The organism is Streptomyces sp. NPDC053513, from assembly GCF_044544765.1.
Taxonomy (GTDB): Bacteria; Actinomycetota; Actinomycetes; order Streptomycetales; family Streptomycetaceae; genus Streptomyces; species Streptomyces litmocidini.
The window spans coordinates 368525-379927 of the sequence record NZ_JBITXP010000008.1 but is presented as its reverse complement, the minus strand read 5'-3'; the positions used below and the strand labels follow the sequence as shown (position 1 = coordinate 379927).

At 70.3% G+C, this 11403-nt stretch carries 10 protein-coding genes; 2 read left to right on the top strand and 8 right to left on the bottom strand.

The window, feature by feature from the left end; translation table 11 throughout:
• Positions 1-295: 295 nt before the first annotated feature.
• Together ACIGW4_RS17210 and dapA are read right to left on the bottom strand one after the other, a co-directional pair.
• Positions 296-1981, bottom strand: a complete 1686-nt coding sequence (locus ACIGW4_RS17210) for a ribonuclease J (protein WP_123455701.1) — start codon at positions 1979-1981, stop codon at positions 296-298.
• 100 nt (positions 1982-2081) lie between these two features.
• The gene (dapA, locus tag ACIGW4_RS17205) at positions 2082-2981 is read right to left on the bottom strand and encodes a 4-hydroxy-tetrahydrodipicolinate synthase (protein ID WP_123455700.1); all 900 of its coding nucleotides are present in this window, start codon (positions 2979-2981) and stop codon (positions 2082-2084) included.
• 338 nt (positions 2982-3319) lie between these two features.
• On the opposite strand from dapA, the gene ACIGW4_RS17200 reads away from it, so the two are divergent.
• The gene (locus ACIGW4_RS17200) at positions 3320-3559 is read left to right on the top strand and encodes a hypothetical protein (RefSeq protein WP_123455699.1); all 240 of its coding nucleotides are present in this window, start codon (positions 3320-3322) and stop codon (positions 3557-3559) included.
• 54 nt (positions 3560-3613) lie between these two features.
• Positions 3614-4159 carry a hypothetical protein gene (locus ACIGW4_RS17195; RefSeq protein WP_399581277.1) on the top strand — a complete coding sequence of 182 codons (546 nt, stop codon included), beginning with the start codon at positions 3614-3616 and terminating at the stop codon, positions 4157-4159.
• A gap of 47 nt (positions 4160-4206) precedes the next feature.
• On the opposite strand, the gene ACIGW4_RS17190 is transcribed toward ACIGW4_RS17195, so the two are convergent.
• The 6 genes from ACIGW4_RS17190 to eccD all read right to left on the bottom strand — a co-directional run bounded on the left by ACIGW4_RS17190 (position 4207) and on the right by eccD (position 11274).
• Positions 4207-4659, bottom strand: coding sequence for a hypothetical protein (locus tag ACIGW4_RS17190; protein WP_123455697.1), 453 nt, complete (start codon positions 4657-4659; stop codon positions 4207-4209).
• A gap of 5 nt (positions 4660-4664) precedes the next feature.
• Entirely contained in the window at positions 4665-5417 is a 753-nt protein-coding gene (gene dapB, locus ACIGW4_RS17185; protein ID WP_398713381.1) for a 4-hydroxy-tetrahydrodipicolinate reductase, read from the bottom strand.
• Positions 5418-5445: 28 nt separating this feature from the next.
• Positions 5446-6825, bottom strand: coding sequence for a M16 family metallopeptidase (locus tag ACIGW4_RS17180; RefSeq protein WP_399581273.1), 1380 nt, complete (start codon positions 6823-6825; stop codon positions 5446-5448).
• The gene (locus ACIGW4_RS17175) at positions 6822-9041 is read right to left on the bottom strand and encodes a polyribonucleotide nucleotidyltransferase (RefSeq protein ID WP_123455694.1); all 2220 of its coding nucleotides are present in this window, start codon (positions 9039-9041) and stop codon (positions 6822-6824) included. Before ACIGW4_RS17175 ends, ACIGW4_RS17180 begins: the two co-directional genes overlap by 4 nt.
• A 282-nt stretch (positions 9042-9323) precedes the next feature.
• A complete protein-coding gene (gene rpsO / locus ACIGW4_RS17170; protein ID WP_015036567.1) occupies positions 9324-9614 on the bottom strand; it encodes a 30S ribosomal protein S15 in 291 nt (96 codons plus the stop codon).
• Between the two features lie 190 nt (positions 9615-9804).
• On the bottom strand, positions 9805-11274 hold the full coding sequence (eccD, locus tag ACIGW4_RS17165) for a type VII secretion integral membrane protein EccD (RefSeq protein ID WP_359592400.1): 1470 nt from the start codon (positions 11272-11274) through the stop codon (positions 9805-9807).
• Positions 11275-11403: the final 129 nt, after the last annotated feature.

The following is an 11403-nucleotide window of genomic DNA, read 5'->3' as shown; positions in this document are numbered from 1 at the left end:
CCTTCGGTCCCGTTTCCGGGCCCTCCGGGCGCTTCCTTCGTTTCCGACTCTATCAGATCTTTCCGATCCGATTTCCTCGGTGCTTTCCGGTCCCGAATTTGTTTTCTTCGAGGCCTTCCGGCGTGTTCCGACTTTATCAGAAGTTCTGAGTCGGATTTCCCGCCTCCCGGTTCGTCCTCCGGGCGCACTGCGGCGCCGGGGACTTCCCGATCTGGCGGAGCCGTAAACGTACTGGAGCGGGGCGCCCCGATGCAAATCGAGGAGCCCCGCTCCGCTGTTGCGCTGGTCAGGCGTCTCAGACCTCGACGACGACCGGGAGGATCATCGGGCGTCGGCGGTAGGTGTCGGAGACCCACTTGCCGACGGAGCGGCGGATCAGCTGCTGGAGCTGGTGGGGCTCGACCACGCCGTCCTGGGCCGACTTGTTGAGGGCCTGGTCGATCTTCGGGAGCACCGCGTCGAAGGCGGAGTCGTCGATGCCGGAGCCCCGGGCGTGGACGTGCGGGCCGCCCACGATCTTGCCGGTCGACGAGTCGACGACGACGAAGACCGAGATGATGCCCTCCTCGCCGAGGATGCGGCGGTCCTTGAGGGAGGTCTCGGTGACGTCGCCGACCGAGAGGCCGTCCACGTACACGTAGCCCGCCTGGACCTTGCCGGTGATGCGGGCGCGGCCGTCGACCAGGTCGACGACGACGCCGTCCTCGGCGATGACGATGTGGTCCTTGGGGATGCCCGTCATCGCGCCGAGCTCGGCGTTGGCGCGCAGGTGGCGCCATTCGCCGTGGACCGGCATGAGGTTCTTCGGCTTGCAGATGTTGTAGAAGTACAGCAGCTCGCCGGCCGAGGCGTGGCCCGAGACGTGGACCTTGGCGTTGCCCTTGTGGACCACGTTCGCGCCCCAGCGGGTCAGGCCGTTGATCACGCGGTAGACCGCGTTCTCGTTGCCCGGGATGAGCGAGGACGCGAGGATCACCGTGTCGCCGGGGACGATGCGGATCTGGTGGTCGCGGTTGGCCATGCGGGACAGGGCCGCCATCGGCTCGCCCTGGGAGCCCGTGCAGACCAGCACGACCTCGTCGTCCGGCAGGTCGTCGAGGGTCTTCACGTCCACGACGAGGCCGGCCGGGACGCGGAGGTAGCCCAGGTCGCGGGCGATGCCCATGTTGCGGACCATCGAGCGACCGACGAAGGCGACGCGGCGGCCGTACTCGTGGGCGGCGTCGATGATCTGCTGGATGCGGTGCACGTGGCTGGCGAAGCTGGCCACGATGATGCGCTTGGGGGCGTTCGCGAAGACGTTCCGCAGGACGTTGGAGATGTCCCGCTCCGGCGGGACGAAGCCCGGGACCTCGGCGTTCGTCGAGTCGGACAGGAGGAGGTCGATGCCCTCCTCGCTGAGCCGCGCGAACGCGTGGAGGTCCGTGAGGCGGCCGTCCATCGGGAGCTGGTCCATCTTGAAGTCGCCGGTGGCGACGACCATGCCCGCGGGGGTGCGGACGGCGACGGCCAGGGCGTCCGGGATGGAGTGGTTGACGGCGACGAACTCGCAGTCGAAGGGGCCCATGACCTCGCGGTCGCCCTCCTTCACCTCCAGGGTGTAGGGGCGGATGCGGTGCTCCTGGAGCTTCGCCTCGATCAGGGCGAGGGTCAGCTTGGAGCCGATGAGCGGGATGTCCGGCTTCAGCCGGAGCAGGTAGGGGACGGCGCCGATGTGGTCCTCGTGCCCGTGCGTGAGCACGATGCCCTCGATGTCGTCGAGGCGGTCCCGGATGATGCTGAAGTCCGGCAGGATCAGGTCGACGCCGGGCTGCTCCTCCTCGGGGAAGAGGACGCCGCAGTCGACGATCAGCAGACGGCCGTCGAACTCGAAGACCGTCATGTTGCGGCCGATCTCACCGAGGCCGCCGAGCGGGATGACGCGCAGGCCGCCCTTGGGCAGCTTCGGCGGGGCGCCGAGTTCAGGATGCGGATGACTCAAAAGACTCTCCTCACCATGCGCGCCACGTACCGGTCGGGCACGTGGCGCGCATGACAATCGTGCACTTGCTGTTGTCAGTGTTCAGTTGTGAAGTCCGTTGTCAGAGTTCTACCCCGCCGGCGGCCAGGTCGACCTTGAGCTGCTCGGTCTCCTGTGCGGAGAGTTCGACGAGCGGCAGGCGCAGCGGTCCGGCCGGGAGGCCCTGGAGGGCGAGCGCGGCCTTGGTGGTCATGACGCCCTGGGTGCGGAACATGCCGGTGTAGACCGGCAGCAGCTTCTGGTGGATCTCGGTGGCCTTCTGGACCTCGCCGCCGAGGTGGGCGTCGAGGAGGGCGCGGAGCTCCGGGGTGACGAGGTGGCCGACGACGGAGACGAAGCCGCAGGCGCCGACGGAGAGCAGCGGCAGGTTGAGCATGTCGTCGCCGGAGTACCAGGCGAGGCCGGAGCGGGCGATGGCCCAGCTGGCGCGGCCGAGGTCGCCCTTGGCGTCCTTGTTGGCGACGATGCGCGGGTGCTCGGCGAGGCGGACGATCGTCTCGGTGTCGATCGGGACGCCGCTGCGGCCGGGGATGTCGTACAGCATCACGGGGAGGCCGGTGGCGTCGGCGATGGCCGAGAAGTGCCGGTACAGGCCCTCCTGCGGGGGCTTGTTGTAGTAAGGGGTCACGGCGAGGAGGCCGTGGGCGCCGTCGCGCTCGGCGGTGCGGGCCAGTTCGACGGAGTGGTGGGTGTCGTTGGTGCCGATGCCGGCGACGACGTGGGCGCGGTCGCCGACCGCCTCCAGCACCGCTCGTACGAGCTCCGATTTCTCCGCGTCGCTGGTGGTGGGGGACTCGCCGGTGGTGCCGTTGATGACGAGGCCGTCGTTGCCTGCGTCCACCAGGTGGGTGGCGAGTCGCTGGGCACCGTCGAGGTCGAGTGCGCCGTCCGCCGTGAAGGGCGTGACCATGGCGGTGAGGACCCGCCCGAAGGGGGTCTGCGGAGTGGAGATCGGAGCCATGGGTAACACGCTACTCGCTGCTCAGCGCCGGGTGCCCCGGAGGGGGACGGGAGAAAGGGAGCCCGGCGCTGCCTGCTCGGGGGTTCAGGCAGCGCCGGGTCCGTTTGATCAGCCTAGATGAACTTCTCGAAACGTCGCAATACGGACACTTCGTATCGTGCTTTCGGACATGTGTGCCTGTAGGGCCGGACGGTCGGACGGCCTGCCCGAATCTCTACACACCCGTGACGTCCTACCGGAGGATGAGATTCGGCCGCTTTGATGAAAAAGGGCACCAAAACGTCGGTTCCGTCGTCTGTACCTGTGACGCAGCACGACGAAGAAGGAGAGTGGCTCTGATGTTCCGCCGGCGAGAGGCCGTACCGTTCGCGTTCGTCGCGGAGGCCGACCACTTCCGCAGTAACGTCACTCCACCGCCCCGGGAGCGCCTCAGCGCCTCGCAGATCGTGGGCCGCGCCCTGCTCGGGCTGACCGTCGTGGCCGGCCTCGTCGGGTCTCTCGTCCTGGGAATGCCCTCGCTCCAGTCGGGTGACTCGGCCACTCGTCAGCAGCAGTCCGAGGCCTCCGACAACCGCTGAGGTAGCCTCACCGGGCACCGCCCCTTCGAGCGTGCTTGTGAGTGAGGACCTGTCGTGCCCCTGCCCTTCCTGACGGCCGACCGTGCTTTTGACACGACCGACCACGTCGCCCTGCCGTTCGACGACCACGACCAGTGGCGACGGCCGTACCGGCCGGGGTCGTGGCGGGTGGGGACGGCGGCGCTCGCGCTGCTCCTCGCGTCCTTCGTCCTGCTCGCCGCCGTGATCATCGCCTTCGCCGGAGCCTTCGGCGGCGCGTGCGTCACGTTCGGCATCGCCCTGCTCGTCATCGCGGCCGCCCTGCGGATGCTGCGCATGGGCGCCTGGGTGAGCCGCGCCGGCGTGCGGCGCGTGGGCTTCTTCTCGACCGTCACCGTGCCCTGGGCGAAGGTGACGTCCCTGCGGACCACCCAGCAGCCGGTGCGCTGGCTGGGCCTCCCCCGTGCGGTCCAGGGCCAGGCCCTGGTGCTCGACCGGCAGGGTGGTGAGCAGCTGCTGCTGCTCACCGACCACAACGCCGACTTCCTCTCCCGCGTCGAGGCCTTCGACCGGGCGGCCGACACGGTCGAGGCCTGGAACGCCGAGTACGGCGCGGCCTGAGGCCCGTCCCCCTGATCCGGCCCGATCCGAAGGACGGACCCGGGCCGCTACGCGCCGGCCGGGCGCCCCTCGTGGAGCGCGATGGCCCGCTGCATCGCCTTGCGGGCCCGGGGGGTGTCCCGGGCGTCGTGGTAGGCCACCGCGAGCCGGAACCAGCAGCGCCAGTCCTCGGGTGAGTCCTCCGTCTCGGCCTTGCGCAGGGCGAAGACCTCGTCGGCCGAGTCCCGGTCGATCCGGCCGCCCTGCGTGCGCTTCAGGTCGTCGACGGGCAGGCCGCCCTCGGCCTCCAGCTCGGAGGCGAGGCGGCCCGCCTGACGCGCGAACCGGGTGTTCTTCCAGAGGAACCAGCCGCCCACGACGGGCAGCAGGAACGCCACCGCGCCCATGCCCATGGCGGCCGGCTCGCCCGTGAGGAGCAGCAGGACGCCCTCCATCCCCACCACGCCGAAGACGAGCACGAGCACGGTGGCCAGGAAGACGTACGTGATCTTTCCGCCCATGGCCGTCAGCCCAGGTCCAGGAAGTGCTCCAGGCCGAAGGTGAGGCCCGGAGTCGTGGTCACGCGGCGGGCTCCCAGCAGGATGCCCGGCATGAAGCTGGAGTGGTGCAGGGAGTCGTGGCGGACGGTGAGGGTCTCGCCCTCGCCGCCGAGCAGCACCTCCTGGTGGGCCAGCAGGCCCCGGAGGCGCACCGCGTGCACGGGGACTCCGTCGACGTTCGCACCGCGCGCCCCGTCCAGGGCGGTGGTCGTGGCGTCGGGCTGCGGGGCGCAGCCTGCCTTCGACCGGGCCTCGGCGATCAGCTGGGCGGTGCGGGTGGCCGTACCGGAGGGGGCGTCCACCTTGTTCGGGTGGTGCAGCTCGACGACCTCGACCGACTCGAAGTACGGGGCCGCGATCTGCGCGAACTTCATGGTGAGGACCGCGCCGATGGAGAAGTTCGGGGCGATGAGGACGCCGGTCTCCGGGGAGGCGGCGAGCCAGCCGTTCAGCTGCGCGAGGCGGTCCTCGGTCCAGCCGGTGGTGCCGACGACCGCGTGGATGCCGTGGCGCACGCAGAAGTCGAGGTTCTCCATGACCGAGTCCGGGGTGGTCAGCTCGACGACGACCTGGGCGCCCGCCCCGGTGAGCGCCTCCAGGCCGTCGCCGCGGCCGAGGGCCGCGACCAGTTCCATGTCCTCGGCGGCCTCGACGGCCTTGACCGCCTCGGAGCCGATGCGGCCCTTGGCTCCGAGGACCGCCACACGCAGCTTGCTCATTGCTCTTCCTTAAGGGGGACTTCGTGGGTCAGGAGACCGCTCGGTGGAGGCGGTCCGCCTGCTTGTCCTTCAGCGGGCCGATCACCGACAGCGAGGGCCGCTGCTCCAGTACATCGCGGGCGACCTCGCGGACCTCGTCCGGGGTGACCGCCGCGATCCGGGAGAGCATGTCGTCGACCGACATCTGGGTGCCCCAGCACAGCTCGCTCTTGCCGATGCGGTTCATCAGCGCGCCGGTGTCCTCCAGGCCGAGCACGGTCGAGCCGGAGAGCTGGCCCACGGCGCGGGTGATCTCCTCGTCCGTGAGGCCGTCCGAGGCGACCTTGTCGAGCTCGTCGCGGCAGATCTTCAGGACGTCGTGGACCTGGCTGGGCCGGCAGCCCGCGTACACCCCGAAGAGGCCGCAGTCGGCGAAGCCCGAGGTGTACGAGTACACGCTGTAGGCCAGGCCGCGCTTCTCCCGGACCTCCTGGAAGAGGCGGGAGGACATGCCGCCGCCGAGGGCGGTGTTCAGCACGCCGAGGGCCCAGCGGCGCTCGTCGGTGCGGGACAGGCCCGGCATGCCGAGGACCACGTGGGCCTGCTCGGTCTTGCGGTTCAGGAGCTCGACGCGGCCCGCCGTGCGGAGGGTCCGGGCGCCCACGCGGGGGGCGACGGGGACGGCGTCGGGGCGCCCGAGGGCGCCGGCCTTCTCGAAGGCGCGGCGGACCTGGCGCACCACCGTGGCGTGGTCGACGTTGCCCGCGCAGGCGACGACCAGGTGGGTCGGGTCGTAGTGCTTCTTGTAGAAGCGGGCGATCTGGCCGCGGCTGAGCGCGTTGATCGTGTCGACGGTGCCGAGGACCGGGCGGCCCAGCGGGGTGTCGCCGAACATCGTCTGCGCGAACAGGTCGTGCACGACGTCGCCGGGGTCGTCCTCGGTCATCGCGATCTCCTCGAGGATGACGCCGCGCTCGGCGTCCACGTCCTCGTCGAGGATGAGCGAGTCGGTGAGCATGTCGCAGACGACGTCGATCGCCAGCGGCAGGTCGGTGTCGAGGACCCGGGCGTAGTAGCAGGTGTACTCCTTCGCCGTGAAGGCGTTCATCTCGCCGCCGACCGCGTCGAGCGCGGCGGAGATGTCGAGGGCGGACCGCTTGTGGGTGCCCTTGAAGAGGAGGTGCTCCAGGTAGTGGGTCGCGCCGTTGAGCGTCGGGGTCTCGTCGCGGGAGCCGACGTGCGCCCAGATGCCGAAGGTGGCGGAGCGCACGGAGGGGAGGGTCTCGGTGACGATCCTCAGGCCGCCGGGGAGGATCGTGCGCCGGACCGTGCCGATGCCGTCCTTGCCCGGGAGAAGCGTTTGGGTACGGGCGACGGCCCGCCCCTCCGAAGAGGGGCGGGCCGTCGCGCGGGAACTACGGGACGTCACTTGGCAGCGTCGTCCTTGTCGCCCTCGGCGCCGTCCTCGTCCGCGATCACGGGGATCAGGGAGAGCTTGCCGCGCTGGTCGATCTCGGCGATCTCGACCTGGACCTTGGAGCCGATCGCGAGCACGTCCTCGACGTTCTCCACGCGCTTGCCGCCGGCGAGCTTGCGGATCTGCGAGATGTGCAGCAGGCCGTCCTTGCCCGGGAGCAGGGAGACGAAGGCACCGAAGGTGGTGGTCTTGACGACCGTGCCCAGGTAGCGCTCGCCGACCTCCGGCATGGTCGGGTTGGCGATGCCGTTGATCGTGGCGCGGGCGGCCTCGGCGGCCGGGCCGTCGGCGGCACCGATGTAGATGGTGCCGTCGTCCTCGATCGTGATCTCGGCGCCGGTGTCCTCCTGGATCTGGTTGATCATCTTGCCCTTGGGGCCGATGACCTCGCCGATCTTGTCCACGGGGATCTTGACGGTGATGATCCGCGGGGCGTTCGGGGACATCTCGTCCGGCTTGTCGATCGCTTCCATCATCACGTCGAGGATGTGGAGGCGGGCGTCACGGGCCTGCTTGAGGGCCGCGGCCAGGACGGAGGCCGGGATGCCGTCCAGCTTGGTGTCGAGCTGGAGGGCGGTGACGAACTCCTTCGTGCCGGCGACCTTGAAGTCCATGTCGCCGAAGGCGTCCTCCGCACCGAGGATGTCGGTGAGGGCGACGTAGTGCGTCTGGCCGTCGATGTCCTCGGAGATGAGGCCCATGGCGATGCCGGCGACGGGGGCCTTCAGCGGCACACCGGCGTTCAGCAGCGACATGGTGGAGGCGCAGACCGAGCCCATGGACGTCGAGCCGTTGGAGCCGAGGGCCTCGGACACCTGGCGGATCGCGTAGGGGAACTCCTCGCGGGTCGGGAGGACCGGCACGAGGGCGCGCTCGGCGAGGGCGCCGTGGCCGATCTCGCGGCGCTTGGGCGAGCCCACGCGGCCGGTCTCGCCGACGGAGTACGGCGGGAAGTTGTAGTTGTGCATGTAGCGCTTGCGGGTCACCGGGGAGAGGGTGTCCAGCTGCTGCTCCATGCGGAGCATGTTGAGGGTGGTGACGCCCAGGATCTGGGTCTCGCCACGCTCGAACAGCGCCGAGCCGTGCACGCGCGGGATGGCCTCGACCTCGGCGGCGAGCGTACGGATGTCCGTGATGCCGCGGCCGTCGATGCGGACCTTGTCCTTGATGATCCGCTCGCGGACCAGCTTCTTGGTCAGCGCGCGGTAGGCGCCGGAGATCTCCTTCTCGCGGCCCTCGAAGGCCGGGAGGAGCTTCTCGGCGGCGATCTCCTTGATGCGGTCGAGCTCGGTCTCGCGCTCCTGCTTGCCGGCGATGGTGAGCGCCTGGGCGAGCTCGTCCTTGACGGCGGCGGTGAGCGCCTCCAGGACGTCGTCCTGGTAGTCCAGGAAGACCGGGAACTCGCCGGTGGGCTTGGCGGCCTTGGCGGCGAGGTCCGACTGGGCCTTGCAGAGGACCTTGATGAAGGGCTTCGCGGCCTCGAGACCGGCGGCGACGACCTCCTCGGTCGGCGCCTCGGCGCCGTCCTTGACCAGCTGGACGGTCTTCTCGGTGGCCTCGGCCTCGACCATCATGATCGCGACGTCGCCGTCCTCCAGGACGCGACCGGCGACGACCATGTCGAAGACGGCGTCCTCGAGCTCGGTGTGCGTCGGGAAGGCGACCCACTGGCCCTTGATCAGGGCGACGCGGGTGGCACCGATGGGGCCGGAGAAGGGCAGGCCCGCCAGGATCGTGGAGGCCGAGGCGGCGTTGATCGCGACCACGTCGTACAGGTGGTCGGGGTTGAGCGCCATGATCGTCTCGACGATCTGGATCTCGTTGCGCAGGCCCTTCTTGAAGGAGGGGCGCAGCGGCCGGTCGATCAGGCGGCAGGTGAGGACGGCGTCCTCGGAGGGGCGGCCCTCGCGGCGGAAGAAGGAGCCGGGGATCTTGCCGGCCGCGTACTGCCGCTCCTCGACGTCCACCGTGAGGGGGAAGAAGTCGAGCTGGTCCTTGGGGCGCTTCGAGGCGGTGGTCGCCGAGAGGACCATCGTCTCGTCGTCCAGGTAGGCGACGGCGGAGCCGGCGGCCTGCTTGGCCAGACGGCCGGTCTCGAAGCGGATGGTGCGGGTACCGAAGACGCCGTTGTCGATGACGGCCTCGGCGTAGTGGGTCTCGTTCTCCACTATGGGTTTCTCCTACGTGTTCGTCTTTGCGTCCTTCGGCCCGTGTGGCCGGGGACGGTGTGCGACGGAGGCGGAGAAGCTCGCCCTGGGTGCGGGCCGGTCTTCGATCGAAGCACCCGGATCTTCGTCTCCGGGGGCCACTACCGAGGACCGGCGGCTGGCCGGCGGCTTCACGCTCGTCGTACGGGGTTGTGCGACCAGCCTAAGTGCCGATGCGCACTTTGTGCACGTACAGCAAAGGGAGCGGCCCCCTGAAAGTGGGAACCGCTCCCTCATGGCGTCTTACTTGGCGCCGCCGGCCGCACCGCGGCGGATGCCGAGGCGGTCGACCAGCGTACGGAAGCGCTGGATGTCCTTCTTCGCCAGGTACTGCAGCAGGCGGCGGCGCTGGCCGACCAGGATCAGCAGGCCACGACGGGAGTGGTGGTCGTGCTTGTGCTGCTTGAGGTGCTCGGTCAGGTCCGAGATGCGACGGGACAGCATCGCGACCTGGACCTCGGGGGAGCCGGTGTCGCCCTCCTTGGTGCCGAACTCGGCCATGATCTGCTTCTTGACAGCGGCGTCGAGAGCCACGCGGATCTCCTCTTGGTGTTCGTGCGCCCGCGAGTGCCCCTGGTCCAGTTCTCAGGGGAAGCTTCCGTGACTCGACGGGCGAAGGTCCGATGGGCGCAGCTTCCAGGGCCTGGGAAGACTTCCGGGAGCGCGTACACAAACGGCCGTCACACAGCGTACCAGCTCGCCCGAGCGCTCCCGTATCGCCCTCCTACTTGCTGGTGAGGGAGCGGACCTGGTCGAAGACGTCGAGGACCGCGAGGCAGAGCGGGACGAGGGAGAGCAGGACGAAGCCCTCGGCGAGGTCGAGGAGGCGGCCCCAGAAGGGCGAGAGGCCCTTCTTCGGGATGATCAGACCGATCGCGGTGATCAGCGCGGCACCGGCGGCGACGGCGGCGGTGAGCCAGATCGTCCGGACGTCGAGGCCGCCGCGGTCCCCGTACATGAGGAGGTCCTTGACCAGGTCGGCCGGCGGGTTGAGGGAGAGGCCGAGGACGAGCAGCGCGATGGCGGCGATGCCGGCGACGAGGACGCAGGCGACCTGTGAGGTGTACCGGAAGAGGCGGGCGCGCAGAAGCATCGCGAGGCCGGCGGCGAGGGCGAGGAGCTGGCCCCAGACGTTCCCGGCGAAGCCGAGGACGGCGGCGGAGCCGACGACGACGGCCGCGCAGCCGCCGACCAGGCCGAGGAGCATCTCGTGGCCGCGGCGGGCCTGGAGCGCGATGCGCTCGCCGTCGACGGGCTGCGCCTCCTCGTTCTGCGGGTCGGCGGAGAAGTCGTCGGCGGCGGCGCTGCGCGGGGCGGCGTAGCCGATGGGGAGGCGGGCGAAGCGGGCGGAGAGGCCGGGCAGGAAGGCGACCAGGCCGATGGCGACGGGGGCGCAGGTGGCGGCCGCCTCGGTGGCGGTGGTCTCCGTGAGGATCATCAGGAAGGTGGCGAGGGTGCCGACGCCGGCGAGGAAGGTGGCGGCGACGAAGGGGGCGTCCCCGCTGGGGGTGAGCGCGACGAGGGCCACGGAGGCGACGAGGACGGTGACGGAGCCGAGCAGGAACTGCAGGCGCCCGGGGCCCTGACCGGCGTCGGCGGCGATGATGCCGGAGCCGGCGATGAGGAGCAGCGGCAGGGCGCCAAGGCCGAGGGCGACGGCGGTGGCCCGGTCCGCGTAGACGCGGGCGCGGACGCCGGCGAAGGCGGTGAGGAGGAGGCCGGCGGCGCCCGCGACGATCCCGGGGAGGCTGTGCATGTCGTGGCGGACCGGGTCGGCGAACCAGAGGACGAAGCCCATGAGGACGAGGAGCAGCACGCCGCCGAGGAGTCCGGCGCCGCGCAGCAGTTCGTCGCTCCACAGGTGCCGGTCCCGGGTGACGGCGGAGGCGACGGCGTCGGAGACGTCGTCGTAGACGGCCGGCGGGAGGGACTGGGCGAAGGGGCGCAGCGAGAGCACCTCGCCGTCGAGGACCTGCTGGGCGACGAGGGTGCGGGCGCCGTCGAGGACGGATCCGTCGCGGCGGACCAGGTGGTAGCCGGTCGGGGTGCCGGGCGCCTGGGTCTGGCCGGTGAGGCGCAGGATCTCCGGGTAGACGTCGGCGACGGCGATGTCCTCGGGGAGCGCGACGTCGATGCGGCTGTCCGGCGCCACGACGGTGACGCGGCAGAAGCCGGTCGTTGCGGTCGTACTCACGTGTGTGGACCCCCTGATTCGCGGTTGCGTCCGTCCGGTTCGCGGTTGCGCCCGTTCTGATTCGCGGTTGCGCACGATGCGCGCGCCACCCTACCGGGGACGGCCGGTGGGGGCTGCAAGTAGGATCGC

Bases quoted from the DNA above. Each gene is read 5' to 3' on its own strand.
- ACIGW4_RS17190 (WP_123455697.1), bottom strand. From the start codon at position 4,659: ATGGGCGGAAAGATCACGTACGTCTTCCTGGCCACCGTGCTCGTGCTC.
- dapA (WP_123455700.1), bottom strand. From the start codon at position 2,981: ATGGCTCCGATCTCCACTCCGCAGACCCCCTTCGGGCGGGTCCTCACC.
- dapB (WP_398713381.1), bottom strand. From the start codon at position 5,417: ATGAGCAAGCTGCGTGTGGCGGTCCTCGGAGCCAAGGGCCGCATCGGC.
- ACIGW4_RS17200 (WP_123455699.1), top strand. From the start codon at position 3,320: ATGTTCCGCCGGCGAGAGGCCGTACCGTTCGCGTTCGTCGCGGAGGCC.